The sequence below is a fragment of the Brevibacillus antibioticus genome (assembly GCF_005217615.1).
Lineage (GTDB): Bacteria > Bacillota > Bacilli > Brevibacillales > Brevibacillaceae > Brevibacillus > Brevibacillus antibioticus.
The window spans coordinates 2,921,572-2,948,096 of the sequence record NZ_SZNK01000001.1 but is presented as its reverse complement, the minus strand read 5'-3'; the positions used below and the strand labels follow the sequence as shown (position 1 = coordinate 2,948,096).

Annotated in this window: 29 protein-coding genes, 2 pseudogenes and 1 other annotated feature; of the genes and pseudogenes, 29 read left to right on the top strand and 2 right to left on the bottom strand. The window is 48.1% G+C overall.

Features of this window, described 5'->3' with window-relative positions:
* Nucleotides 1-78: 78 nt before the first annotated feature.
* The 14 genes from E8L90_RS13790 to E8L90_RS13725 all read left to right on the top strand — a co-directional run bounded on the left by E8L90_RS13790 (nt 79) and on the right by E8L90_RS13725 (nt 13,431).
* Nucleotides 79-1,371, top strand: a complete 1,293-nt coding sequence (locus tag E8L90_RS13790) for a hypothetical protein (RefSeq protein ID WP_137029881.1) — start codon at nt 79-81, stop codon at nt 1,369-1,371.
* Between the two features lie 159 nt (nt 1,372-1,530).
* The gene (locus E8L90_RS13785; protein ID WP_007726664.1) at nt 1,531-1,770 is read left to right on the top strand and encodes a DUF4321 domain-containing protein; all 240 of its coding nucleotides are present in this window, start codon (nt 1,531-1,533) and stop codon (nt 1,768-1,770) included.
* 8 nt (nt 1,771-1,778) lie between these two features.
* Entirely contained in the window at nt 1,779-2,366 is a 588-nt protein-coding gene (locus tag E8L90_RS13780; RefSeq protein WP_137029880.1) for a Maf family protein, read from the top strand.
* Nucleotides 2,367-2,468: 102 nt separating this feature from the next.
* A complete protein-coding gene (radC, locus tag E8L90_RS13775; RefSeq protein WP_137029879.1) occupies nt 2,469-3,167 on the top strand; it encodes a RadC family protein in 699 nt (232 codons plus the stop codon).
* A 156-nt stretch (nt 3,168-3,323) separates the two neighbouring features.
* Entirely contained in the window at nt 3,324-4,367 is a 1,044-nt protein-coding gene (locus tag E8L90_RS13770) for a rod shape-determining protein (protein ID WP_137029878.1), read from the top strand.
* A 14-nt stretch (nt 4,368-4,381) separates the two neighbouring features.
* Nucleotides 4,382-5,341 carry a rod shape-determining protein MreC gene (mreC, locus tag E8L90_RS13765; protein WP_137029877.1) on the top strand — a complete coding sequence of 320 codons (960 nt, stop codon included), beginning with the start codon at nt 4,382-4,384 and terminating at the stop codon, nt 5,339-5,341.
* Complete coding sequence (mreD, locus tag E8L90_RS13760) at nt 5,341-5,865, top strand: rod shape-determining protein MreD (protein WP_137029876.1); 525 nt, start codon at nt 5,341-5,343, stop codon at nt 5,863-5,865. Before mreC ends, mreD begins: the two co-directional genes overlap by 1 nt.
* 21 nt (nt 5,866-5,886) lie before the next feature.
* The gene (locus E8L90_RS13755; RefSeq protein ID WP_137029875.1) at nt 5,887-8,319 is read left to right on the top strand and encodes a peptidoglycan D,D-transpeptidase FtsI family protein; all 2,433 of its coding nucleotides are present in this window, start codon (nt 5,887-5,889) and stop codon (nt 8,317-8,319) included.
* Nucleotides 8,320-8,470: 151 nt separating this feature from the next.
* Nucleotides 8,471-9,148, top strand: a complete 678-nt coding sequence (gene minC / locus E8L90_RS13750; protein WP_137033438.1) for a septum site-determining protein MinC — start codon at nt 8,471-8,473, stop codon at nt 9,146-9,148.
* 20 nt (nt 9,149-9,168) lie between these two features.
* Nucleotides 9,169-9,963: a septum site-determining protein MinD gene (gene minD, locus E8L90_RS13745; protein ID WP_137029874.1), complete on the top strand. Its 795-nt coding sequence runs from the start codon at nt 9,169-9,171 to the stop codon at nt 9,961-9,963.
* Nucleotides 9,964-10,020: 57 nt separating this feature from the next.
* The gene (gene rodA, locus E8L90_RS13740; protein WP_137029873.1) at nt 10,021-11,151 is read left to right on the top strand and encodes a rod shape-determining protein RodA; all 1,131 of its coding nucleotides are present in this window, start codon (nt 10,021-10,023) and stop codon (nt 11,149-11,151) included.
* A gap of 306 nt (nt 11,152-11,457) precedes the next feature.
* Nucleotides 11,458-11,658: a cold-shock protein gene (locus E8L90_RS13735; protein ID WP_106839359.1), complete on the top strand. Its 201-nt coding sequence runs from the start codon at nt 11,458-11,460 to the stop codon at nt 11,656-11,658.
* A 158-nt stretch (nt 11,659-11,816) separates the two neighbouring features.
* Complete coding sequence (locus E8L90_RS13730; protein WP_137029872.1) at nt 11,817-12,602, top strand: M23 family metallopeptidase; 786 nt, start codon at nt 11,817-11,819, stop codon at nt 12,600-12,602.
* Nucleotides 12,595-13,431, top strand: coding sequence for a M50 family metallopeptidase (locus E8L90_RS13725; protein ID WP_137029871.1), 837 nt, complete (start codon nt 12,595-12,597; stop codon nt 13,429-13,431). Before E8L90_RS13730 ends, E8L90_RS13725 begins: the two co-directional genes overlap by 8 nt.
* A gap of 10 nt (nt 13,432-13,441) precedes the next feature.
* On the opposite strand, the pseudogene aac(6')-35 reads toward E8L90_RS13725, so the two are convergent.
* A pseudogene (gene aac(6')-35, locus E8L90_RS30780) lies at nt 13,442-13,687 on the bottom strand (aminoglycoside 6'-N-acetyltransferase AAC(6')-35); the annotation flags it as partial.
* A 172-nt stretch (nt 13,688-13,859) separates the two neighbouring features.
* On the opposite strand from aac(6')-35, the gene E8L90_RS13715 reads away from it, so the two are divergent.
* The 9 genes from E8L90_RS13715 to E8L90_RS13675 all read left to right on the top strand — a co-directional run bounded on the left by E8L90_RS13715 (nt 13,860) and on the right by E8L90_RS13675 (nt 21,177).
* Nucleotides 13,860-15,335 carry an Rne/Rng family ribonuclease gene (locus tag E8L90_RS13715; protein WP_137029870.1) on the top strand — a complete coding sequence of 492 codons (1,476 nt, stop codon included), beginning with the start codon at nt 13,860-13,862 and terminating at the stop codon, nt 15,333-15,335.
* 57 nt (nt 15,336-15,392) lie between these two features.
* Nucleotides 15,393-15,471, top strand: a sequence feature (ribosomal protein L21 leader region).
* A gap of 10 nt (nt 15,472-15,481) precedes the next feature.
* Nucleotides 15,482-15,793: a 50S ribosomal protein L21 gene (rplU, locus tag E8L90_RS13710; protein WP_016739197.1), complete on the top strand. Its 312-nt coding sequence runs from the start codon at nt 15,482-15,484 to the stop codon at nt 15,791-15,793.
* Between the two features lie 13 nt (nt 15,794-15,806).
* Entirely contained in the window at nt 15,807-16,157 is a 351-nt protein-coding gene (locus E8L90_RS13705; protein WP_137029869.1) for a ribosomal-processing cysteine protease Prp, read from the top strand.
* A gap of 7 nt (nt 16,158-16,164) precedes the next feature.
* Entirely contained in the window at nt 16,165-16,458 is a 294-nt protein-coding gene (gene rpmA, locus E8L90_RS13700; RefSeq protein WP_005832382.1) for a 50S ribosomal protein L27, read from the top strand.
* A gap of 201 nt (nt 16,459-16,659) precedes the next feature.
* A complete protein-coding gene (locus tag E8L90_RS13695) occupies nt 16,660-17,244 on the top strand; it encodes a Spo0B C-terminal domain-containing protein (protein WP_137033436.1) in 585 nt (194 codons plus the stop codon).
* A 13-nt stretch (nt 17,245-17,257) separates the two neighbouring features.
* Nucleotides 17,258-18,535, top strand: a complete 1,278-nt coding sequence (obgE, locus tag E8L90_RS13690) for a GTPase ObgE (protein ID WP_137029868.1) — start codon at nt 17,258-17,260, stop codon at nt 18,533-18,535.
* Between the two features lie 8 nt (nt 18,536-18,543).
* A complete protein-coding gene (locus E8L90_RS13685; protein ID WP_137029867.1) occupies nt 18,544-19,209 on the top strand; it encodes a PilZ domain-containing protein in 666 nt (221 codons plus the stop codon).
* 291 nt (nt 19,210-19,500) lie between these two features.
* The gene (locus E8L90_RS13680) at nt 19,501-19,956 is read left to right on the top strand and encodes a helical membrane plugin domain-containing protein (protein WP_007728644.1); all 456 of its coding nucleotides are present in this window, start codon (nt 19,501-19,503) and stop codon (nt 19,954-19,956) included.
* Nucleotides 19,957-19,998: 42 nt separating this feature from the next.
* A complete protein-coding gene (locus E8L90_RS13675) occupies nt 19,999-21,177 on the top strand; it encodes an NAD(P)/FAD-dependent oxidoreductase (RefSeq protein ID WP_137029866.1) in 1,179 nt (392 codons plus the stop codon).
* A 51-nt stretch (nt 21,178-21,228) separates the two neighbouring features.
* On the opposite strand, the gene E8L90_RS30295 is transcribed toward E8L90_RS13675, so the two are convergent.
* A complete protein-coding gene (locus E8L90_RS30295) occupies nt 21,229-21,381 on the bottom strand; it encodes a hypothetical protein (RefSeq protein ID WP_007728640.1) in 153 nt (50 codons plus the stop codon).
* Between the two features lie 186 nt (nt 21,382-21,567).
* Between E8L90_RS30295 and E8L90_RS13670 the strand changes: the two genes are divergently transcribed.
* From E8L90_RS13670 to E8L90_RS31240, 6 genes and pseudogenes are all read left to right on the top strand, one after another.
* Nucleotides 21,568-22,011 carry an ACT domain-containing protein gene (locus tag E8L90_RS13670; protein WP_137029865.1) on the top strand — a complete coding sequence of 148 codons (444 nt, stop codon included), beginning with the start codon at nt 21,568-21,570 and terminating at the stop codon, nt 22,009-22,011.
* Nucleotides 22,012-22,049: 38 nt separating this feature from the next.
* A complete protein-coding gene (locus tag E8L90_RS13665; RefSeq protein ID WP_137029864.1) occupies nt 22,050-23,351 on the top strand; it encodes a homoserine dehydrogenase in 1,302 nt (433 codons plus the stop codon).
* Nucleotides 23,351-24,433, top strand: coding sequence for a threonine synthase (gene thrC, locus E8L90_RS13660; protein ID WP_137029863.1), 1,083 nt, complete (start codon nt 23,351-23,353; stop codon nt 24,431-24,433). The genes E8L90_RS13665 and thrC overlap by 1 nt, the downstream gene beginning before the upstream one ends.
* Nucleotides 24,430-25,359: a homoserine kinase gene (gene thrB, locus E8L90_RS13655; RefSeq protein WP_137029862.1), complete on the top strand. Its 930-nt coding sequence runs from the start codon at nt 24,430-24,432 to the stop codon at nt 25,357-25,359. Before thrC ends, thrB begins: the two co-directional genes overlap by 4 nt.
* Before the next feature lie 22 nt (nt 25,360-25,381).
* A complete protein-coding gene (gene pheA / locus E8L90_RS13650; protein WP_137029861.1) occupies nt 25,382-26,245 on the top strand; it encodes a prephenate dehydratase in 864 nt (287 codons plus the stop codon).
* A gap of 45 nt (nt 26,246-26,290) precedes the next feature.
* Nucleotides 26,291-26,449, top strand: a pseudogene (locus E8L90_RS31240) (LysM peptidoglycan-binding domain-containing protein); the annotation flags it as partial.
* Nucleotides 26,450-26,525: the final 76 nt, after the last annotated feature.

Below are 26,525 nucleotides of genomic sequence, written 5' to 3'. Positions count from 1 at the left end.
ATCCCTAGATAGAAGTCATAACCCGTCCGAGCAAAACGTAAGCTAGTACAAAGAGCCTGTGACTAGGAGGGCAAGCGTATGAGCGGACAAAATAAAAATCGTGTAACGGTCAAAATGAACGGAAGGTTCTGGGATGAAAAGCGGGACGACAAACCAAAGGAAGCAAGTAGAAAGCGCACCCCAAAGGATGATACGCCACGCATTCGTTTTCAAGCTCCTTCCTTGCCGTTTACTGACCCGTTTAAAGAGAAGGGCAACGAAGCATGGGAACGCATGATGCAGCTACGTGGAGCTGCCGTGAAAGAAACGAAGCCGAACGATGAAATTGATCAGAAGTCAAACGACGCCGTTGAATCCGAATATTCCTTCGACGATACCGAAGAGAAGGGATACAGGAGTAGTCCGGTGAGTCGGCTCGCAGCGTTATGGCCAAAGGGACCCTTTTGGCGCACGACTGTAACAACAGGTGGGGCTGTAGCAATTGGCCTCTTGTTCGGATTTCTTGTTTTGACGGTCTTTTCCCAAAAGGAGTTTTCCGAGTCTTACGGTAACGTTCTGAGTGAAACGGTTCAGACACTGACCACGCCGGGTGCAGGCACTCAACATACGGCTGGGAAAAATGGCGTGGCAGGTCCCGCTTTGCCTAATGCAGGCCAGCCGACGCAAGAGATGCCGAAGAATGGCAACGTAATGGGTCAAAAAGTGATAGCTTTACAACTGCCAGCCGTAAACATGTACGTTGCACAGGCAGGAGTATTCCAGCCGGATACATCGCCGCAAACAGCTGTAGAACCACTGGAGAGTGCGGGGGTTCCTCATTTGCTTTATAAGGACGCAAGCAAGCAGTACATGTTCGCTGCCGCTGCTCCCACAAGAGATGCTGTGCTAGGCTTTGCCACCAACCTGAAAAACAAAGGTATGGATATATACGTCAAGGAATTTTCCTTTCCCGCTTTTGAAGGGTCTGTCCCTGTCGGAAAAGCGGCCAACGCATCTGGTGAACCTAACCTGAATGCCTTTTTCACCCACGGAGTCAAACTCGTCCAAACCCTTTCGGCACAATCAGGGCTGATTATTACGACGGGTCAACTTTCGCCAACGGAAAAAGAAACGGCACAAATCAAAGAAATTCACCGCCAATTTCTGGAGGAAAGCCGTAAAATCGAAGCCAAGGAAGCCTGGAAGCCATTGCTTGACGGGATGGTAAATGGGGTGAATCAAGCGCTGGCAGCCAGGGACAAAATGGCAGAAGCGAGCGTCGGCAAAAAGGTGGAAAGCGCCGAATCCTATGCGTGGCAAGTACAGGCGGGGGTCCTTGCCTTTTTCGAGAGCTACGCAAGTTGGATTCAAAACGCACGTTCATCCACATAAATGTATGTTTATATGGTCTTCCGCAAGGTTTTCTTGCAGGAGGCTTTTTCTTTCTATACAGTAACTACCAAGAGCAATCAGGGATTGTTTCGCTTCTCCCCATTTGCTAAACTTATGTTTGGCAAAAAGAGAATCCCTTATAAAAAGGGAGTTGGGAAAATGGGGAAAGAAACGCTTACTCTCGTGTTTCTGTTGGTGAGTGGTCTTTTGTTTGGCAGCATTATCGGGGAGATTTTAAGTCCCTGGCTACCTTTTTTGACCAAGAGCAAAGAGATTACTTGGTCGCCTGCGGCAGATTTAGAAATTTTGAAGTACGAACTGAACTTTCAGGTAAAACTAAATCTAGCCAGTATCGGAGGCTTAGCCCTCGCATTTTGGATACATCGACGAATAAAGTAGGTTGAAAAATGACGAAAAAAAATGTTCCTCTCATTCTGGCTTCATCTTCGCCGCGTCGAAGGGAGCTTCTGCAAACTTTAGGCTTATCATTTACCGTCATCACCAGTGATGTAGATGAGACGACAGCAGAGCATTTATCTGCGAGCGAAGTAGTAGAAGAATTGTCTTTGCGCAAGGCCAAGGAAGTGGCTTCTCGCTTGACGGAAGGCGTCGTTTTAGGATCTGATACGGTAGTCGTTCTTGATGACCAAATACTGGGCAAGCCTGTTGATGAAATGGACGCATATCGTATGCTGTCCATGCTCCAGGGGCAAGAGCACACCGTTTATAGTGGAGTCGCCTTGATAGATGTGGAGACAGGCCGTGCGGAAGTCTCACATAGTCTTACACATGTAAGAATTCGAGCTTTAACAGAGCAAGAAATCAAGTCGTACATTGCGACAGGTGAGCCGATGGATAAAGCGGGCTCATACGCCATTCAGGGTATTGGAGCCACGATCGTGGAAGGAATAAACGGTGACTACTTCACTGTTGTTGGTCTTCCGTTAGGCCTGACGTCTACTCTTTTGACACGTTTTGGGATGCCAATATTGTAAAGTTGTCATGCTTGAAGCAAGCGGCGACGGCCATATGCCTCCATGAACCTCTCCATGTCAGCCGTTTTCGATAATGTGAATATGGCTGGAGGCGGATATGAAATGGCAACAAATACCTGTAACAAAATGCTGTTGAAAAACGTCCCTTACTATGACCGTCCACGTGAACGACTGCTTCGCGAAGGAGCAGTCCATCTGTCTGATACTGAACTTCTTGCCATTTTACTGCGGACAGGCAGGGAACAAGAGACGGCTCATCAGCTGGCTCAGCGCTTGTTAGCCAGGTTTGGAGACCTGCGTGGTTTAGCCCAAGCCTCTCATGCTGAGCTAACAGAGCTAAAAGGAATTGGTCCAGTCAAAGCGATTGAATTGCATGCTGCGTTTGAGCTTGGGCGTAGATTGATGGGAGTCCCTCGAGAGTATAGGGCTTCTATCCGTTTACCACGGGACGTAGCTGATTTGATGTCGCCGGAGCTTGCTCATTTGACACAGGAACATTTTGTCTGTCTCTTTCTGAATACCAAGAACCACGTGATTGGCAAGCAGACGATTTTCGTAGGCAGTCTGGACGCTTCCATCGTACACCCGAGAGAAGTCTTTAAAGAAGCGATCCGTCGTAGCAGCGCATCGGTGATATGCCTACATAATCATCCGAGCGGTGATCCGACACCTAGCAGGGAAGACATCGCGATTACGCAAACATTGCGTGACGCTGGCGAACTGGTGGGGATTTCATTGTTGGATCATGTTATTATCGGGGAAGGCAAGTACGTTAGTCTCAAGGAGCAAGGGTACTTGTAACATGTTTTTACGCACAAGATTTATCATCGATCCGTCTATGAGTTCTTGTGCATATGAAAGCCTTCCACAAAAACGCGGTCGCTCAACCTTGGAGAGTCCTCGCAAGAGGTTCTCTTATGCTTGTCATTTGGATTAATATTTGGAAGGAGTTTTTTTATGTTTGGTGGATTTACACGTGACTTGGGGATTGACCTCGGCACTGCCAATACACTTGTTTTTGTGAAGGGTAAAGGAATTGTGGTGCGTGAACCTTCTGTTGTGGCGATTCGTACGAATAACAATTCCATTGAAGCAGTAGGAAATGCGGCGAAAAGTATGATCGGTCGTACGCCAGGTAATATCGTAGCGGTTCGCCCAATGAAAGACGGTGTTATCGCTGACTTTGATACAACTGCGACAATGATGCGCTATTTCATCAATCAAGCACAGAAAAATCAAGGGCTGTTTACACGTCGTCCAAACGTAATGGTCTGTGTACCTTCGGGAATTACTGCGGTGGAAAAACGCGCGGTTGAAGATGCTACAAAGCAGGCTGGGGCGAAGGAAGCATATACGATTGAAGAGCCGTTTGCAGCGGCGATCGGTGCAGACCTGCCGGTGTGGGAACCGACTGGAAGTATGGTCGTTGACATTGGCGGTGGTACAACAGAAGTTGCAATCATTTCGCTCGGGGGGATTGTTACATCCCGCTCCATTCGTGTGGCCGGGGATGAGATGGACGAAGCGATCATTCAGTACATTAAGCGCCGTTACAACTTGATGATCGGGGAACGGACATCAGAAACCTTGAAGCTGGAGATCGGTTCTGCGATTGCACCTGATGAGGTCGAAAACGTTGACATTCGTGGTCGTGACCTTGTAACTGGATTGCCAAAAACACTCTCGGTAAGCAGCACAGAGATTGCGGAAGCATTGGCAGAAACCATTACGGCTATTGTGGAAGCAGTGAAGGTAACACTCGAAAAAAGTCCGCCTGAGCTCGCGGCGGACATCATGGATCGTGGAATTGTACTCACAGGCGGTGGTGCGCTCTTGCGCAACATGGATCGTCTGCTAAGTAAGGAAACGGGTATGCCCGTGCATGTCGCGGAAAACGCACTGGATTGCGTAGCGATTGGAACAGGTCGTGCATTGGAGAACATTCACCTGTTCAAATCCAAGCAAGGCATCACCTCTTCCCGACTAAAACGGGGTAAATAAACGGAGGGTAGGGCATGTCGTTTTTCGGGAATAAGCGGCTTATCATTGTACTTGTAGGCTTGGTCCTGCTTATCTCCGTCGTGGGCTTCACTTCTCGTGAACGGGTTAGCCTGACCTGGCCAGAAATGTTTTTCAAAGATACCTTCAGCGTGGTGCAGGGCTTTTTCTATCGCCCTGCCCAGGCTGTTTCTGGCTTTTTTCAGGAAATTGAAGAAGCGTACGGCGTATATGAAGAAAATAAGGCGCTTAAAGCAGGGCTGGATCAATACGCCAGTTTAAGTGCTGAACTGCACACGCTCAAGGCTGAGAATGATCGCCTTCGAGAAATGCTACAGGCAAAAGATTCACTCAAGTCTTATCGCCTTCGCTATGCGGAAGTCGTGGCGAGAAACCCTGATACTTGGAACAACGTCATCACGATCGACAAAGGAATGAAACATGGCATCAAGAAGGATATGGCGGTTATTACAGCCAAAGGGATGATCGGCCGCGTACAGAGTGTAGCCAATTTTTCAGCTACAGTGGAATTGTTGACGAGCTACGAACGGCGTGACCATATTTCTGCGGATATTTTGACGCAGCAGGTGGTCAATGGTAATGCAGTGTTCCGTCCAATTAGTGGTGTCATTGAAGAGTACGACGCGCAAAAGAGATTGCTCGTCATGCGCAAAATCCCTTGGGGGCAGGCCATTAAAAAAGATCAGCAAGTTATTTCATCCGGTTTGGGAGGAGTTGTCCCTCGCAATTTGCCGATCGGCTATATTGTTCGCGTAGAGCCAGACGATTACGGCTTGACTCAAACCGCCTACATCCAGCCAAGCGCTGATTTTTCACAATTGAATGAAGTCATGGTAGTGGAACGAGACTTCACAATCGCTCCCAATGGTGAATTGATCCCGCAACAGCCAGCCGGCCAGACACAAACGCAGACAACTGTGCCGCCGGCTCCACCTGCTAGCGGGGGTGGTCAGTAATGGCTCGGTTTTTATTGACGTTGGGTGTCGTGATCATGTTTGTTTTGGAAGGAACCGTGATGCAAGTATTTACACCTGGTACATGGGGTCTGTCTTGGATGACGGTACCCCGGTTTGCGCTTGTATGCTGCATCATTATTTCAATGTATCTCGGCAGGCGCGAAGGTTTGTATTACGGGATCGCATTCGGATTTTTACAAGATGTCCTGTTTGGGCAACTAATTGGAATCTATACCATGTCCATGATGGTGGCCAGCTACTTTGCAGGGATGATTGTTCTTTTGTTCCAGAGAGGATTCGGGATGGTTTTCATAACCAGCTTCCTGATTTTGTTCGGGCATGAGTGGCTTTTGTATTCCTTGTTCCGCTTGTTTTCCGCTGCCCCCTTCGATGTTCAATGGATTTTGACACATCAAATTTTGCCTAGTGTGCTGTTGAATCTCGCTTTTGGCTTACTGGTATACTTTCCGATCAAGAATGTATGCAACAAGATTCTGGCGAAAAAGGAAATGCGCATGCAGTAAGGACAAAGGAGAGGAGAGTTCGTGGAAGAAGTCAAAGAACCGAAATCAGACATACCTATTCGGCTCAATATGTTGTTTGTGATTGTATTTTTGTTCTTCGCCGCCATTATTTTACGGCTAGCCTTTGTGCAGCTGGTGGAAGGCGAACAGTACAAGCATGAATTGGAAAAGTTCAGTATTCGTGAACTGCCGATCTCCGCTCCTCGTGGCCGTATCTTGGATAAAAATGGCGAGGTACTCGTTTCGAATAAGCCTGTGTACACCGTTCAATACGTTGAAGAACAAGGGCAGGACATTGATGAAGAGAAAGTCGCGGATCGTCTGGCAAAAATCCTCATTCCCGATGGCGGCAAAATTGGTACGGATAAGGAACTGTTAAAGAAGACGATTGAACTGAGATCAACTTTGCCTATTGCTTTCAATGCGCAAGAAACAAACGATCTCAAGGGAAAGGTTGCGGCGAAACTAAAAACGGTTCCAAGAGTAGAGGCCGTCGATCAGATGTCGGACTTTGAGCTAGTAAAAACCGCCGTATATCTCGGGATGCGCGTTCGTTCTCCTTTTGATGACAAGGAGAGAGCAGACCTTAATAAGAAACTGAATGCTGCCAAGCCGGGTACACCCGCTATTACGGAAGCGAACACGACAGATTTCGAACTGTTAAAAATGGCGATAAACGCCAATATGACCCTCACTCTGAAATTGGACAAGGAAGATCGCAATGACCTCGCCAAAAAAGTGAAGGATCAGATCGGAGTTTTGCCAACACTCAAAGGCTTAGCAGAGAAGTCTGACATGGATTTGTTGCGCTATGCCTCGTTGTTTGATATGGATATCAAACTGCCGTTGACAGAGCAGCAACGCCAATTTCAGTGGCACAAGCTCTCGTTGCTGCAGGAGATGCGTTCACCACAAATGGCCAGTTACATCCCTAGACGTGTCAAGGTCAACATCACGGAGCAGGAAATGTTCCAGATTGAAGAACGACGCACCGAACTGCCGGGAATTAGTGTGGAGCTGGAGCCTGTTCGCCAAATTTTCGAAGATCCGGATGGTTCGGCATTTGGTACTCACTTTCTCGGGTACATCAATGCCATTCGTCCTGAGAGCTTGAAAGAATATCAGGCACAAGGCTACAACGCTATCGACCGTGTCGGTGTAACCGGTCTGGAGAGCTCCTATGAACGTTATTTGCGCGGCAAAAACGGATTTATGGAAGTGCATGTGAACAAAAATTCGGAGACGGTAGAGAAGCAGATGCGCCAAGCCCCTGAGCCAGGAAACGATCTTGTTTTGGCAATGGATTGGCGCTATCAAAGCAAGATAGAGGCCATCTTGAAAGAAGAGGTTGAAGCATACAAGAAGCGCCCGACTACGCCAAAAGTATTTAAAGACGCACACGTATTGGTCATGAATCCTAATACGGGTGAAATATTGGCGATGGCGAGTTATCCAGACTATAATTTGAATCTGTATTACGACCGTAAGAAATTCAACGATAGTTACGCCTCGCTTATATTGCCGAACGAATCAAACCGATTCATTTATACGCCGTATCCACCTGCTTCTACCTACAAGCCGCTGTCTGTTATGATTGCGCTTCAGGAGGGGCTGACTACGCCGAACGAAATCATCTATGACCGAGGCGGCTTGGAAGTCGGTAACACGTATAAACGCAACTGGAAGGCAGGTGGTCATGGACCAGTAAACGCTCGTCGTGCCTTGCAGGTGTCGAACAATACGTATATGTATGAAATGGCGAAACGTTTAGCAAGAAAAGGGAAAGAAGGCTGGGAGAAGCAGTTCTCTGTCTATGATTACTACAATGCCCAGTTTGGTCTTGGTGTGAAAACAGGTGTGGATCTGCCGAATGAACATACCGGTTGGGAAAACCAGAACATGTACTTCGGGAACTTGGCGGACGTGATGATTGGTCAATATGATCTGTTCACGCCGATGCAGCTGGGTCAATATGTATCGACTATTGCTAATGGAGGGTATCGGGTACGCCCCCATCTTGTAAAAGAAATTCGCAAAGGAACCACCGATCCGAAGAAACCAGGACAAACGCTCTCGGTTATTGAACCAGAAGTGCTGAACCGGGTTGATATCGATCCGAAGAATATACAGGTGGTAAGAGAAGGGATGCGGCTGGTTACTCAGCCAGGTGGTACCGTTCAACGATTCAATGGGTTGCCGTTTACGGTTGCAGCCAAGTCTGGTACGGCACAAACGTCCCAGCCAGCGGAAAATGCACTGGTTGTCGGCTTTGCGCCTTATGAAAATCCTCAACTGGTTTTCGTCGTCGTTGCGCCGAACAGTTTGAGAGATGGTACATCTAGTTCTGATGCGACTGGTCCGATCGCGCGTCGATTGCTCGAAGCTTACAATGAACTGAATCCAGGTGTCCTTACTGGTGGGGTTCCAAAGCCGAATCCACCGTCCTCGAAGTAACCGCAATGGTTGTTCAGGGCAATCAAGCCCTAGAGAATAATCGAGTCAAGCTCTTGTAAAACGCCACCAACTGACCCGATTCGGCAATTTTTTCACGCAGAGCAGGAAAAATCTTTCTGTATGGCGAATGGTATCGGTCGAGGTGAAACCGGTGACGACTGTGAAAAGCAAGGTCACGATCAAAGGGACTAAAGAGGGGCTCGTCTTCTTTATGGATGATACCTGTTCCTTCGACGAACTGCTGGCCGATATGCGTGAAAAAATAGAGCATAGCCACCAACAGATTTTGTCGGGGCCACTCATTCGGGTATCTATAAAATTGGGAAAACGATACTGCTCACCCGAGCAACAAGAGCAGTTGACTCAAATTATTCGAACAAAGGGCAACCTGGTGATCCATACAATCGAATCTGATTTGATCACGCGGGAAGAAGCTATGGCTGAACGCCTGAAAACCCAATTTTCCGTACAGGTAAATACGGTACGCTCTGGGCAAGTTCTGGAGTTTGACGGTGATTTGCTCTTATTGGGAGATGTCAATCCCGGGGGGACGGTTCGCAGTACAGGAAGCATCTACGTGCTTGGGCATCTCAGAGGGTACGCGCACGCAGGTATTTCCGGTGACTCACAGGTAATTATTGCGGCTGCAGTCATGAGTCCTACCCAGTTGCGGATTGCAGATGTGATCAGCAAGCCGGGTGAGGAATGGACGAATAATTCCGGAGGCACAGAATTTGCCTATCTGGAAAATGAGATCATGCTGGTAGCGAAAATGAACTACTTGTCGCGAATCCGCCCTGATTTGGGTGAGAAAAAGCGTGAGGGTTGAGGGAAAGAGGAGGAACGGACGTGGGGATAGGAATTGTCGTAACTTCCGGTAAAGGCGGCGTGGGTAAGACAACCACTTCCGCCAATTTGGGAACGGCGCTTGCATTGTTGGGACAAAAAGTGTGCATGGTAGATACCGATATTGGCTTGCGCAACCTGGATGTAGTCATGGGACTTGAGAACCGAATTATTTATGATCTGGTAGACGTTGCAGAAGGCGCATGCCGACTGCCACAAGCTCTGATCAAAGACAAGCGGTTTGACAATCTGGCATTGCTCCCGGCTGCTCAGACCAAGGACAAATCAGCAGTAAGTCCTGAGCAGATGGAGGAAATTATTACGCAACTGAAGCGGGAATATGATTATGTCATTATCGATTGCCCTGCGGGTATTGAGCAAGGCTTCCGCAATGCGGTGGCAGGAGCTGATCAAGCAATCGTCGTGACTACACCTGAAAAAGCCGCTGTTCGCGATGCTGATAGGATTATTGGCCTGTTAGAGCGAGAAAAAATCGGAATGCCTAAACTGGTGATCAACCGCGTTCGTTCCCATATGGTGAAAAATGGCGACATGCTGGATGTAGAAGACATTTTGGATTTGTTAGCCATTGACTTAATTGGTGTAGTGCCGGATGATGATCATATCATTAAATCCGCGAATCAAGGGGAGCCGGCTGTGATGAACCACGAATCGCGTGCTTCCATCGCGTATCGGAACGTCGCTCGTCGCCTTTTGGGTGAAGCGGTTCCATTGCAACCATTGGAAGAAAAAGCGGGCGTGTTCCGCAAAATGCGTAAATTCTTTGGATTAAAATAGGTAATACTTGGCTCCCTTCTTTTATAGAGGGGAGTCACGTTTTCTAGGAGGAAACGGATGGACCTGGAAAAACGTCATTTAAAAACAATTGACTGGACCATCATCTTGATTTTGGCAGGGCTAGGTATCTTCAGCTATCTGGGGATTTCCGGTTCTGCGGCAGGTGTAGATAAGGCGCATCAGCAGGTCCTTTGGTATGTCATCGGCTTTATTGTACTGGGTGTTACATTGCTATTTGACTACCGGCTCTTTCACAACATGGCCTATGTTTTGTATGCGGTCGGTGTGATTCTTTTGATCGGGGTATTTCAGACAAAAGCGATTAACAATGCCACGAGTTGGTACAACCTTGGTCCTGTGTTGTTTCAGCCTTCTGAACCAATGAAGCTGTTCACGATATTGACCGTTGCACGCTTCTTGTCCAAGAGGGCAAACGATCAAGACCGCTTTTACTACTTTTACAAACTGATCCCGGTAATGTCCTTGGTTGGCTTTCCGTTGCTACTGATTTTGATGCAGCCCGATTTGGGTACCGCAATGGTTTATACAGGTATGCTTGCCACTATGCTAATCGTTGGTGGTATACGGATGAAGCATGTATTGTATATGGGCGGGCTGGTCGGCAGCTTTTTTGCGGCCATGACACTGTTGTATCAATACAAGCAGGATATCTTTTTCAAGATTATCAAGCCGTATCAATGGGATCGGATCGTCTTTTGGATGAACCCGGATCTTGAACCGATGGGACGAGGGTTCCAGCTCAAGCAAGCATTGATTGCTATCGGCTCAGGGCAATTGTTCGGAAAAGGGATTGATACGCCGACACAAGCGAGCTTTGGATGGGTGCCGGTAGGAGAGAGTGATTTTATCTTTACCGTCATTGCAGAAAAGCTGGGCTTTGTCGGAGCGGGATTGCTAATGATTTTGTTTTTCGTCTTGATTTACCGAATGATCCGAATCGCTATGGAGGCAAAAGATCCGTTCGGCTCCTACGTTGTCGCGGGTGTCGTAGGAATGCTTACCTTCCAGATCTTTGAGAACATCGGGATGACGATTCAGTTGATGCCGATTACGGGTATTCCGCTTCCGTTCATTAGCTACGGCGGGAGCTCGCTTATAACCAACTTCCTGATCATTGGTGTGGTGCTCAATATTGGGATGCGTAAGGACAAGTTGCGTTTTGATTAAAGGAGTTATGCAAAAAGTCTTCTGTTCTCGCCGCTTTCTCGGTGCTGAATAGAAGGCTTTTTGAGCACTCACGAAATGCGTGACAAATGCAAATACTTATGCTAAAATCATCCTAAGTTAACCATTTTTACAAGTTATAGTGTTTGATTGATTGGTATGGAGTCGTACTATTGTGAGTGACGTCACCAATTGTCAATCGCAATTCGTATGACTTTTTTTCCTTGACGCAAAAGGCTTATCTGTAAAAAAGAGGTTAACGCAACTCTTTCGCCTCGTGGGGCGTAATGTTCAGGGAGGTTTTGTTTCATGCAACAAGGTATCGTAAAATGGTTTAACGCAGAAAAAGGATACGGGTTCATCCAAATTGAGGGTGGCGACGACGTATTCGTACACTACAGCGCAATCCAGTCAGAAGGTTTCAAATCTCTTGACGAAGGTCAAAAGGTTGAATTCGAAATCGTTCAAGGTAGCCGTGGACCACAAGCTGCTAGTGTAACTAAACTGTAAAATTAACAGATTCAAAGGCAGTCTCTCAATGGGGAGACTGTCTTTTTTGCGTGTTTTCACCCGAGACGCTGGGGCTTTGGAGAGAGGGGACGGTCGTCATAAAGCAGGTAGACAAGTCATAGGATGATACTAAAGGCTTGGTCAGCGGAGGGATGGACATGTTTGAAAGAGCAGATCGCGTAAAGGAAAGACGGAGGGAGCGTTTAGAGCGAATCCGAACACAGTCACGAGACAGCTATACTCCCTACGTCGATGATTGGAAAGATCCGATCGAAGAAGCGCCAAACCCATTCAGTTACTCGCCGCGTGAGAACGATATGATGGACCAGCCACCGTCCCATGAAAAGTGGGGCGTACAAATTTTAGCATCTGTCTTGTTGATTGGTGCTGCTTATGTATTGTTTCAAACAACGCTGATTCCTGCCTCGTGGAAAAGCTCCGCGAGGGAAGTCATGACACGAGACTTTAATTTTTCAGGAGTAGCGGACTGGTATGAAGCGAGATTTGGACCGATTCCAACGATGCTTCCTTCAATCCCCATCAATCCCCTTGCCGTGCCAGCCACGAGTACAACAAAGGACACAGCTACTGTGTGGAAGCTCCCCAGTAGCTGGAAAATCGTAAAATCCTATGATCCAGAGAGCGAAAATGTAATCCTGAATACGGGAATGAGCGATCAAATCACGATCGGAGAAGCTGGCTGGGTTGCTTTTGTCGGTGAAAAGCCTGATTATGGGACGACAGTGATTGTTCGTTTAACAAAAGGGCGGGAAATATGGCTGGGCAATCTCGATAGTATAGGGGTGACGAAGGACGAGGTCCTTACACCTGGTAAAGTCATCGGAACCGCTCGGGTAATGGATCAGACATCACGTCATCTGTATGTAGGGGCGAAAGTGAATGAGAAATTTGTCAATCCCCTGGAAGTGATTCCGTTTGAATAAGGGAGGGTGGCTCGACATTCGGTTTCGCATTCACCTGCTATTTTGGGCGGTGATTGGCTTGTCTGTGGTGACAGGCCATTTTTTGGAGGTCATTACCTTGTTTGTCATCGTGCTGATCCATGAACTGGGGCATGTAGCGATGGCGCGTGAGCTCGGATGGACTGTAAAAGAGGTGCTGCTTCTGCCTTTTGGTGGAGTAGCGACGATGGAAGACTCGTACGCCACGGACCCAATGGATGAGATTGTCGTGGCACTCGCAGGGCCCTTCCTAAATATGGTGATGATGGCTGCTTCGTACTTGTTTTGGTTTATGGGGATATGGACGGAAGAGTGGGCTCGCTTTTTCTTGGTAAGCAATTTGACGATTGCGCTGTTTAACCTGGTGCCAATCTGGCCCTTGGATGGCGGGAGAATCTTGTTGGCGGTTCTATGCTGGTTTATGTCGTATAGGCAGGCGACGAGGATATCGATGACCGGGAGTACGTTGTTTGCGGGGATCATGGTGGGGATGTCCAGCTTGGAGTTGAAGTACAACTTAGCAGTGATCGGAATTTATTTATTGACGTTGAACATTCAGGCATTTTTGCGGTTCCCTTATCAATTTTTTCGCTTCCTGGTGGAAAAATACGAACGGACGCAAGAAGAAGCTGCCGTTCAAGCGATTCGCGTGCATCCCGAGGAAACGGTACTGGCTGTCTCGCACAGGCTGCGGCGGGGATGCTCCCATCTTTTTTATGTGCAAGGGGCGGGTCTCTTGGCAGAGGAACAGCTTTTGTATGCCCTTTTGTTTGAGCAAAAGCACGACGCCGCAGTGGGCAAGCTCCTTTAGTCTGTCATCCTTAATCAACAGGATCGATCCATTCCATTAGCCAGCAATCACGCATGCTTCCTTCGTGCCATTCGTGCAGAGGAAGCTCTTTTACTTTTCGAAAGCCACATTTTTCGTAGCAACGGAGGGCTCGTTCATTCCAGGCTTGCGGGTCAATCGCTACTTTTTGTGCTCGTTTTTCTGTGCGGAGATAGTGGAGGATGGCTTTAACGAGCTGAGTACCGATTCCACGATTCGAGTAAGCAGGCGCTCCTATTTGACTAAGTGAACGGCATCATTGGGGGACAAGGCTCTTATTTTTAAATTACCAGCATGAATCATAGATGATCTCCTTTACCTCGACTTGGTAGCTATGATAGATTACATCCTATGAGCCCGGTTATCCTGCTTTTGGGCAACGTTTGCACGGGGAATAAGGAGTGAAGGCAGTGAAGCAAGTAGCGATCAGTGCACAAGGTGGCAGCATCCGCATCGCATTTATGGAAAATGGAAAATTGGAGGAATGGCGTACACAGGATGCGGAGGCACAAGCAAGCGTTGGTGACATTTATCAAGGACGGATCGCAGATGTGAAGCCTAGCATCCAATCCGCCTTTGTTGATATTGGTACAGGCCAAAATGCTTATTTGTACGTAGATGACACGGTCGGTGTGGAGTCGGGTGGAGCAGCGAAACCAAGTATTGCGGAACGTGTTCAAGTAGGGCAAAAGATATTGGTTCAAGTGAGTAAAGAGGCGATGGAAATGAAGGCGCCAAAAATCACGATGCGAATCAGCTTGCAGGGGCGTTACCTGGTGTACCTTCCGACTGAAGAGGGCATTTCGCTTTCGCGTAAAATATCGGATGATACCAAACGAAAAAGACTGCAACAGGTGATCTCTTCGACAGTGGAGCAAGGGGAAGGCTGTATTCTGCGCACGGAAGCAGCAGAAGCAGAAGAGCAGACACTCATTAGTGAACTGACCTATTTGCGCAATCGCTGGCGGGACATGCTGCGAACAGCGGAGGGACTGCGCTCGACCGGGCGGATTTTTCAGGATGCAGAGTTGATCGAGGTGGCACTCCGAGATGGCTTGGCGATGGGAATGGATGAGTTGTTGGTAGAAGGTGCGACGACTTATCAGCAGGTAAAAGCGGCGTTGGCAGCTGTTGCTCCAGAAGTACAAGAGAAGCTTCGCTGGTATCAGGGGAAACAGCCGCTCTTTGACTTCTTGGGTGTCGAGGTGGAGTTGATTCGTGCTCGTGATCGACAAGTGCCGCTCAAGAGTGGAGGATCCTTGGTCATCGACAGGACTGAAGCGATGACGGTCATCGATGTAAATACCGGTTCGTTCACAGGTAGGGGAGGGCAACAGCGGGAACAGGCAGTGACAGCGACCAATCTGGAGGCGGTAGCTGAAATTGCCCGGCAACTTCGGTTGCGAGACATCGGTGGCATCGTGATCATTGATTTCATCGACATGAAAGAAGAGGTCAATAAGGAGCGAGTGATCTCGCGATTGAAACAAGAGCTGGCGAAGGACCCTGTGCCTTCGACTGTTCTCGGGATGACTTCGCTTGGATTAGTCGAGATGACGCGAAAAAGAGTGCGTGCGAGCCTGATGGAGCGGTTGACGGAACCGTGTGAGGCATGCAAGGGCCGAGGGAGAGTTTGGCGAGTAGACGAGCTGTTCCAGCACTTGTACACCGAAGTCACCGCTTTGGCAAAGAGCCAAGATGCAGAGGTTGTTCTCGTGGACATGCCGCCAAGATTGTTGGACATGATAGAGGAGTGGGAAAAAGCAGGAGCTATTACATGGCCTCTCCATGTCTATAAGCGGCTTGTCCCGTCTATGAGCCCAGACGAGTTTCGAATTGGATACGTCGGAAATCGGGCAGAGGCGGAGCGTTTACAATCGAAATAACTTGACTGGGCTATTGTAGCTATGATAACCTAATGGTTGTCATGCAGATATGCCTCGTGCATACTGTAACCGCACGAATCAGGTACATAAGTCGTCGCTCGTCGACGCACCTGTAAAGGCGAGTCTGAGTATAGGAGGTGCACACAGTGTACGCAATTATCGAAACCGGTGGAAAGCAATACAAAGTTGAAGAGGGAGCAGTTCTCTTCATCGAGAAATTGGCTGGCAACGAAGGAGACGTTGTTACTTTTGACAAAGTTCTCTTCGTAAGCAAAGACGGAAAAGTTACTGCAGGAGCTCCTACAGTAGCTGGTGCAACGGTAACTGGTAAAGTAGAAAAACACGGTAAATCTGCAAAGATTATCGTGTACAAATACAAAGCCAAGAAAAACTACCGTCGCAAGCAAGGTCACCGTCAACCATTCACCAAAGTTGTGATCGAGAAGATCAACGCTTAATTGGTGACTTGTTATGATTGAAGTGATCGTGAGCCGTGCGCAGCACGGTATCCATGAAATTAGTATTTCCGGACATGCCAATGCGGGTGCCTATGGAGCAGACATCGTTTGTTCTGCTGTATCAGGCATCAGCTTTGGTATATTAAACGCCATCCAACCTTTGACGGGCATCACTCCTGATGTCGCTGTCGCACAAGAAGGCGGTGGGTTCTTGAAGTGGAGTCTTTCTTCTTCGGGAGAGGAGACTGCACGCGAGAAACAACAGCTTTTGGCAGAGAGCATGGTAATTGCTCTTTTGTCAGTTGAGGCGAATTACGGTAAATACGTAAAAGTAAATGATCGTAAATGGCAGGGAGGTGTCTGATATGAACATGCTGTTTAACTTGGACCTTCAGTTTTTCGCATCGAAAAAAGGGGTAGGTTCCACAAAGAACGGTCGCGATTCCATTTCCAAACGTCTGGGCGTGAAACGTGGCGACGGGCAATTCGTTACTGCTGGTAACATTCTCGTTCGTCAACGCGGAACAAAGATTTACCCAGGTGCGAACGTAATGAAAGGCGGAGACGACACTCTGTTTGCAACTGCAGATGGTGTTGTTCGTTTCAAGCGTCTGGGCCGTGATCGCAAACAAGTTGTGATCGAGCCAGTTGCTTCCGAAGCGTAAATATTTGTTAAGAAAAACCCAGCGATATAGCTGGGTTTTCTTTTTGTCCGGCTCTTTTTTAACGAGCAGGAATTTAAAAATTCCGGAGCGTATAAAAACTTCCAGTAAAACGCGGTCGCTCTTCTATGATTTTGCCTCGAAAGAGGTTTTTTTATGGTACAATAGATGGGAAAGATATTCTTATCGACTTGGGTGAATGTGATGGGGGACGAGCGGAGGCTGTTTACGCATCAGACAGACCAACTGCTGACCGTTCTGAACAGGCAGCGGCATGACTGGTTGAACCACGTTCAGGTTCTGCTCGGCTATTTGCATTTGAACCGTACTGAACAAGGGGAGGCCCACTTGAAGCGCATCGCACAGATGGCGATGCAGGAATCGATGGTTGCCCGATTGAATAGCTCCTTGTTGTCCGTCTTCTTCTTGACATTTAACGCATTGAACAACGAATTGCTTTTAGAAGTAGACGTGTGCAATCATGTGGATCTCACGCGAGTAGTTTTGAGCGAGCAAGACTTGTTTCAGTTGGTGTCAGAGATATTATGCACAGTGAACGATCATGTAGACCAGAGCGGGTACGAACCAGCCAGCATGCAGGTAAGCTTGCAGATGGATGAGCGTGGCGTTCATTTTCGTTTTGACCTGGCCGGTGTACTTCATGCATCCGGAATGGAAGAATTGGAAAAGCTGATACGTAAAAGCGAACAGAGTACGGTGGAGGTCACCGAGTGGATACATACGGAAGAAGAATGGGTCCTGAATTTGGTGGTTCCATTCGCGGAATGAAAGAGGTGACACCATGTTTGTCGATCAGGTAAAAGTATATGTAAAAGGCGGGGACGGTGGCAACGGAGCCGTCTCCTTTCGACGGGAAAAGTACGTACCGCTGGGTGGTCCAGCAGGTGGAGATGGCGGTCAAGGTGGAGATGTCATATTTGTCGTGGATGAAGGTCTGCGTACACTGGTAGATTTCCGCTATCAACGACATTTCAAAGCTCCTCGTGGAGAGCATGGCCGCAACAAATCTCAGCACGGAGCAGGCGCGGAAGATATGGTCGTGCGCGTGCCACCGGGAACAACTGTTATTGATGATGATACCAAAGAAGTGATTGTCGATCTCGTGGAGCAGGGTCAACGTGCTGTGATCGCAAAAGGTGGACGTGGTGGACGAGGCAATATTCGTTTTGCCAACTCTTCGAATCCAGCCCCACACATCTCGGAAAACGGAGAACCAGGTCAAGAGCGTTATATTGTCATGGAGCTCAAGCTGATTGCAGATGTGGGCTTGGTTGGCTATCCGAGTGTAGGAAAATCCACCTTGCTGTCCAGTGTAACAGCGGCGAAGCCAAAAATTGCGGCGTACCACTTTACGACGCTGACACCGAATCTGGGTGTTGTGGACTTGGGCGAGCAGAGCTTCGTAATGGCTGACTTGCCAGGTTTGATTGAAGGCGCGCATGAAGGTGTGGGTCTTGGTCACCAATTCTTGCGTCACGTAGAGCGTACGCGCTTGATCGTTCATGTGATTGACATGGCAGCGGTAGATGGACGCGATCCATACGAGGATTATTTGCAGATCAACCGAGAGCTGACGATGTATAACCTGAAGCTCGAAGATCGTCCGCAAATTGTAGTCGCGAACAAAATGGAACTGCCCGAAGCAGAGGAAAACCTGCGTATTTTCAAGGAAAAGGTTCCAGGTGTGAAGGTGTACGAGATCTCTGCTGCAACCCGTCAAGGCGTACAAGAATTGATGTATGCGATCGGGGACGCCTTGGCGACGATTCCGGACAAGCCTGCTGTCGAGGAAGTTGCGGAAGTGGAAGAGCGCGTGGTATTCCGAGCAGAAAAAGAACCAGACGAATTCGAGATTACGCGTGATGACGATGTATTTGTTGTTAGCGGTGAAAAGATCGAGAAGCTCGTACGCATGACCAATCTGACCAGCTATGATGCAGCCCAGCGTTTTGCAAGACAAATGCGCTTTATGGGTGTAGATGATGCTCTGCGCAAGCTGGGAGCAAAAGACGGGGATACCGTTCGGATCGGCAAATTAGAGTTTGACTTTGTGGAGTGACAAAAACCATGATTGATATCCCATCACTGAACCCATTTATGGGGGATAAACGACTCCAACGCGGTGCGACGCTACCGCTTATCATCTCCAAGCAGGTGAAGACGCCTGTCCAAGTTTTGGTTGAACATGCAAAGGGCAATTATCTCGTCGTTTCCTATGAGATGAAGCCTGAAACGAAAGCAGAGCTTCTCGGATCAACTGTACGCATTCGTTGGGAAACGGATGCGGCAGTGAACACCATTGATTTGGAAGTAGTTTCGGAGCAAACGCTTTGGCCGATCAAGCTATTAGGGATGATTCCGATTAGTGTTGGGGTAGAAATTACACAAAAGCGCAAGCAGGATCCCATCTCCCCAGATCTCGGTATTTCTGTCCCTTACAAGGTGATGGGAGCTAGACCGATCGAAGAAAAAGGCGAAGCAGTGTTGCTGAAATTCTCTCCTACCCGTCTTGTTTTGGGAACGGACGGTTATGTGTCAAAGGGCGATTTTCTCCATTTGTCTTTCAAGATACCGAAGCAAGCGCAGGAGATCGTCATGATGGCAAAAATCGTGGAAAAAACGTTCCAAGACAAGCAATCAATGATTGAATTAATCTTTACAGATATCAATGAAAAGCACCATGAACTCATCAAAGATTACTATAAAAAGCTCTCAACTACCGCTTCTTCCTAAGGAAGCGGTTTTTTTCCTTTGATGTTCCTGTGAAGAAGGTATATAGTAGAGTACATAGAGTTCTACATCGAGCCTGTTCACTTGATGGATTTGTTGTGTGCGCTTTCTTGAATAAATATTTGTGAAATCATTCACTTTTGATTATTCGAATCGGTTGTCTGCTTTACTTTGTGAAAAACGTTACAAACAATTTTTAACCCGGTTTTCAGGGAGAATAGCGGCCGTTACTCGTATGAACAGGCATCGAGAATGAAAGGCCTCTATTCCAAAGCAAAGGAGGACGTTTTTTTTATGTCTCAAACAACTACGCAACAAGCTCAAGCTGCTGCTGAAGTAGCAAGCACTGCTACTCTGGCACCAGCACAGCAACAAGATGTACTCGATCAGTTGATGAAACCAGAAATCCAAGAGTCACTGAACGTTTTGGTGGCGAACCTGCCTAAATTGGCAGAACTGACAACTCTTTTGACCAAAACCTACGATTTGGTACAAACGGTAGCAAATGATCATGTATTGATCGATGACATCAAAGGCGGAATGGAAGAGTTCGTAAAACCGATCTCTGATAAAGCGAAAGGTATTGCGCAAGCAGCCATTGAAGCCAATGACCGTGTTCACGTAGAAGAGTCTACTATCGGTTTATTCGGTATTCTCAAAATGCTCAAAGATCCGCAAGTACAAAAAACTTTGCGTTTCGCACAAGCATTCCTCGAAGTATCAGCAGAGCGTCAACAACAAAAACGCTAGTTTTTTTATTATGGAATGGAAGACAAGGACGGAGGATTGGGCATGGCGAAGCATATTCTGATTCTAGGCGGCGGTTATGGCGGTTTGCTCAGCGCATTGACTGCACGTAAATACATGACGGCTGAAGAAGCGTCGATCACGGTGGTAAACCGTTTTCCTACTCACCAAATCATTACGGAACTGCACCGCTTAGCAGTAGGAAACCTGTCTGAACAAAACGTGGCGCTTCCTCTAGAAAGATTGCTGCGTGGCAAAGAGATTAACCTCGTAGTTGACACGGTGGAAAACATTGGTCTTGATTCCCAACGCGTAACACTGGCGAGCGGCGAGTCCATCAAATACGATGCTTTGGTAGTTGCGTTGGGTAGTGAAACCGCATTCTTTGGAATCCCAGGTCTGCAAGAGTACAGCTTTACACTGAAGTCTGTAGAAGAAGCAAATCGTCTGCGCGCACACCTCGAAGAGCGCGTGATTGAATACAAGACGAGCAAAAATAAAGCAGATGCTACCTTCGTTGTAGGCGGTGGCGGTCTGACAGGTATCGAGCTGGTTGGGGAATTCGCTGATATGCTGCCAAATCTGTGCCATAAACACGGTGTAGACTTTGCAGACGTATCCATCTACTGCGTAGAAGCAGGTCCGTCCATTTTGGCTGGTTTTGCTCCTGACCTGGTTGAGCGTGCGAAAACAAGCTTGGAAAAACGCGGCGTTCAATTCCTGACAGGTGTACCAGTAACGGAAATGAAAGAAACCACGGTTTTCCTGAAAGATGGCGGTACCATTGAAACCAAAACAATGGTATGGACAGGTGGTGTACAAGGAAATCGCGTAGTAGCAGAGTGCGGCGTGGAAGTAAACCGCGGACGTGCAACTGTTACAGAATTCCTGCAATCCACTTCTCACCCTGATGTATTCCTTGCAGGTGACAGTGCGGTCGTAATGGGGCCAGAAGGTCGTCCATTCCCTCCGACTGCGCAACTGGCATGGCAAATGGGCGAAGTAGTAGGTCACAATCTCTTCGCACACTTCAACGGCACCAAAATGGATACCTTCAAACCGGTATTCTCCGGAACACTAGGTAGCCTGGGCCGTAAAGACGCGATCGGAACTATTGGTGCAAGCCAATTGAAGCTGAAAGGCTTGCCAGCAACCTTGATGAAAGAAGCGAGTAACGTTCGCTATTTGACTCATATTAACGGTCTGTCCTCTTTGGCATACTAATCGAATCAGGAAACCCCGGGATCATGATGTCCCGGGGTTTTTTGTGCTTGTTTATCCGTTTCCGCTTGGATCTTCAATCACGTTTGGGGATTGTGCCATTTTTTTACCCCGCATGTCATTGCCAAATTGTTCGAGACTGCTTGGCTTACCCGCTGGGTGATTGTTACGGCGCTCCGATTTATCTGACTTTCCACGTCCGGCCATTTGTCTTTCACCTCCTCTATACGATACGCATTATTGTGCGCGAAGAAGCTTCCTCTCATGTAATCAAAGTAAACCAAATAGGGAGCCGATGAAAAAAAGTGACGGATAAGGATTGTCACATTCCATGCTTTCCGTTATAATGTCCCCTATGAAGAAACAACTGTTTTTCTCAGGAGGACACAACGCATGAAAAAGGAAGAAAAATTCTACTTGATTCGATCTGACATCTTGCCAGAATCGATTGCCAAAACGATTGATGCCAAGAAGATGCTGGAATCCGGCGAGGTGGATACCGTGAATGAAGCGGTTGAACGGGTGGGATTGAGTCGTAGTGCTTTTTATAAGTACAAAGATGGCATTTTTCCGTTCAATGCGATGATGAGCGAAAAAATTATGACGTTTACGTTCTCTTTGGATCACATGTCAGGTTACTTGTCCAAAGTGCTCACATATGTAGCAGATCAAGGTGGAAACGTATTGACCATCAATCAGACGATTCCACTTCAAGGGATTGCTACCATATCCATGTCAGTCGATATGGCTAATCTTCGCGTATCTAGCACGGAGTTTTTGGATAGCTTGCAGCAGATCCCAGGTGTTCGCAAAGCGATGATCGTCGGTAGAGGCTAAGCAAAAAAACAATCAAAGAAAAGGCAGGGGAGAGAGACATGGAGAAGCAGAGCATTAAATTGGGATTAATGGGTTTTGGGACAGTGGGGACTGGTGTCGTACGCATTATTCAAGCACATCAAGAGGATTTGCAAAAGCAAACCGGCCTCAGTATTGAGGTTTCCCGTATTCTTGTTCAGGATGCGGAAAAATCTCGTAATCTTTCATCCATGGAGGGGGCACTGACCACTGACCCTGCTAATCTTTTGGATGATCCAGAAATTGAAGTCATCGTAGAAGTAATTGGTGGCATTCACCCAGCAAAGGAATACATTTTGGGTGCACTCGAACGAGGCAAGCACGTAGTAACAGCCAACAAGGATCTGATGGCGTTGCACGGAGCAGAAATTTTAGCGAAGGCGCAAGAAAAGGGCTGTGACGTTTTCTACGAGGCAAGCGTGGCAGGTGGAATACCGATCCTGCGCGCGTTAGTAGAAGGGTTCTCTTCAGACCGTATCGCGAAAATGATGGGGATCGTCAACGGGACGACCAATTACATCATGACCAAAATGAGTCAAGAGGGCGCAGAATACAGCGAGGTATTGAAAGAAGCGCAAGCACTGGGTTACGCGGAGCAGGACCCAACCTCCGATGTGGAAGGCTTTGATGCCGCCCGCAAAATGGCGATTCTGGCAACGCTGGGCTTCCGTGTACCGATGAAGCTGGAAGATGTGGATGTAAAAGGGATCAGTTCCGTGAGCAGGGAAGATATCGCCTATGGCAAACAACTAGGCTATGAAATCAAGCTGCTCGGACTGGCTCGTCGTGACGAAGAGGCGATTGAGGTAAGTGTGCAGCCGACTCTGGTTCCGAAATCTCATCCACTCGCTTCTGTAAATGGTGTCTTTAATGCCGTGTACGTACATGGGGAAGCGGTAGGAGAAACCATGTTTTACGGGCCAGGTGCAGGTGAATTGCCGACTGCTACCGCCGTTGTGTCTGACCTGGTCACTGTCGTCAAAAATAGAAAGCTAGGAGTAAATGGACGTGGAATGGTTGCTCCTTACAAAGAGAAAGTATTGAAAGAAGACAGCGAAAAATTCTCTAAATACTTCCTGCGCATTGTAGTTGCAGATGAACGCGGTGTTCTTGCTCAAATTACGCAGCTGTTGGCAGACAAAAATATTTCCCTTGAGCAGGTCATCCAGCAACCGTTCAACAACGGACGTGAAGCGGAAATTATCATGATTACCCACCTGTCCTCAAAAAGTGACATGGATGCGGTACTGGCTTATATGGAGCAGATGGATATCGTATCAACTGTGCAGAGCTGCTACCGCGTAGAAGGAGGAGACAAATAATGGCTTCTTATCGACAGTCTGGAATTCTGGCACGTTACCGGGAATTTCTCCCGATTACAGAAAAAACTCCGCTGGTCAGCTTGCATGAGGGAAACACTCCGCTGATCCATGCTCCGAACCTTTCCAAACAATTGGGGGTGGAGCTACACGTCAAATACGAGGGGCTCAATCCGACAGGCTCTTTTAAAGATAGAGGCATGGTCATGGCTGTAGCCAAAGCGGTAGAAGAGGGCAGCAACACAATCATGTGCGCTTCGACAGGGAATACATCAGCAGCGGCTGCGGCGTATGCGGCACGTTCAGGATTGCGTTGCATCGTCCTGATCCCGAACGGCAATATCGCACTGGGCAAGCTGGCACAGGCTATCGCATATGGTGCAGAAGTCATCGCGATTGACGGCAATTTTGATGAAGCGCTGGATATCGTTCGTGAAATCACAGCGAAAGAGCCGATTACACTGGTGAATTCCGTGAACCCTTACCGGATTGAAGGACAAAAGACTGCGGCATTTGAAGTGTGCGATGCGCTGACGGACGCACCTGACATTTTGGCCATTCCAGTTGGCAACGCCGGTAACATTACAGCATATTGGAAGGGCTTCGAGGAATATTTTGCGGCTAAAAAGTCGAGTCGGTTGCCTAAGATGTATGGATTCCAGGCAGCGGGAGCAGCGCCGTTGGTGCACGGCGAACCAGTAGCCAACCCTGAAACGATTGCGACAGCTATTCGAATTGGCAATCCAGCGAGCAAGGATGGCGCTTTGAATGCCATTTCGAAATCAAGCGGTCTTGTCGATAGTGTAACGGACGAAGAAATTTTGCATGCCTATCATTTGCTGGCAAAGAGCGAAGGTGTGTTTTGTGAGCCTGCCTCGGCAGCATCGCTGGCTGGTATTATCAAGCTGCATGAGGCTGGAAGGCTTCAACCTGGCAGCCAGATCGTGTGCGTATTGACAGGAAACGGACTAAAAGATCCAAATATCGCTTTGAAGCTGGTAGGTGAGGAGCCGCGTTCTGTTCCGGCGACACATGAAGCTGTGATGGAGTTGGTTCGTCAAAGTGGGAGAGAATTTGTATCATGAATGGACGACGTGTAAAAGTAACCATACCGGCAACGACAGCGAATCTGGGACCGGGATTCGATGCGCTGGGAATGGCTTTCCAGTTGTATTCTGTCGTAGAAATGGAAATCAGTGATCATACGACAGTAGAGATGATGGGCAAGGAGCTGCAAGGAACACCGACGGACAAAAACAATCTTCTGTACAAGGTTGCGGCGGGATTGTTTCAAGAAGCAGGGCTCGCCATTCCTGAGCTCGCGATCCGTGCTTCCAGTGACGCTCCCCTGACGAGAGGATTGGGGAGCAGTGCCGCTGCGATTGTAGGTGCACTCGTAGCGGCTAACCATCTCGCTGGCGAACCATTTACTCGTGAGCAATTGTTTGAAAAGGCAACACGCCTGGAAGGTCATCCGGATAATGCGGGTGCTTCGATGTTTGGTGGTATCATTGTTGCGACGATGCCTGAGGTACCAGGGGAACCGATTCCTTATGTGCGGTTTTCTACTCCGGCGGGATTGCAAACTCTCGTCGTGATCCCGGAATTCATGCTCTCGACAGAAAAAGCGCGGAACGTCTTGCCACAGGTGTACAGCAGAGCGGATGTTGTATATAATGTGGGTCATAGTAGTTTGCTAGTTGCTGCACTCGCACAAGGCAGACTCGACCTGATGGGACGGGCAATGTCGGATCGGTTGCATCAGCCGTACCGAGCAAAGCTTGTACCTGGCTTGAACGAAATCCTGGACAAAGCGACTGAACACGGGGCACTGGGGGCTGCTTTAAGTGGCGCTGGACCGACGATCCTCTGTTTTTTCTCTTCGGATGAAGAATTAGAGAAGCTGCGTGCATTTGTGGACAGAGTGATGAAAGGGCACGACATCTCGTACCGCGTGATGATCTTGCAGCCGGACGAAAAGGGCGTACAGGTAGAAATCCATCAGAGATAGACCATAGTGGATAGGAGTAGCCATGGAGAAGAAACTAGCTTTTCTAGGACCGCGTGGAACGTTTACCGAAGAAGCAGCGAGGATTTTGTCGCTCGGACAAAAGCTATCTATTGTTCCGTACCCAAGTATTATTGAAGTGCTAGAGGCTGTTTCCAAAAAGGAAGTGGCATACGGTGTCGTACCGATGGAAAACTCCATTGAAGGAACGGTCAATTCTACACTAGATTGGCTCATTCATGAAGTAGAGCTGCCCATTTTAGCGGAGCTCGCACTGCCGATTACGCAAAACCTGCTGGTGGCAAAACGAGAGCACCCATTGCCTTTGTCCGCGATTACGAGAGTGCTGTCACATCCTCAAGCGATTGCACAAAGCCACAACTTTTTGCGTGAGAATTTGCCGGAAGCAGCGATCGAAACGGTAAACAGTACGGCATTGGCTGCAAAAATGGTGAGCGAGCATCCAGAAGAGCCATGGGCTGCTGTTGGTACTCGATTAAATGTAGAGATCTATCCATTGGCGTTTGCGCGTGAACAAATTCAAGATTATTCGAATAACTACACGCGCTTTGTTCTCGTAGGTCAGGATAGTCTTGATCTGCCAGTTTCCCGCAAGGAAAAGACGACGATACTGGTCACGCTGCCGGAAGATTTTCCGGGAGCATTGTATCAAGTACTCGCTGCTTTTGCTTGGAGAAAGGTCAACTTGTCTCGCATCGAATCACGACCGACGAAGAAAGCACTCGGAAACTATTATTTTGTCATCGACATTGATCAGAAGATGGACGATGTCTTGTTGCCAGGAGCGTTTGCGGAGATTGAAGCCATTGGTTGTCAAGTTCGTCAGCTTGGGACGTATCCATTTTATATGCATCAGACCAATTCCTAGAGGAGGGATTGGTTTTTTTCTTTTTCTCCTCCCTCCCACAAAGGAATGGCGTCAAGGAGCAAAACGCCCATGACTGCATACGATGTTAGGGAGTTTGGTGCAAGGGAGGAGAAAACATTGAGAATACACATCGTCCAAAAAGGCGATACGATGTGGAAGATCGCCAAAAGATATGGCGTCGATTACAAAGAACTGTTACGCCTTAATAGTCAATTAAAAACTCCCGATACAATTTATCCTGGAGCGAGAATCAAGATTCCGGCGAAACAAGTTCCTGTCC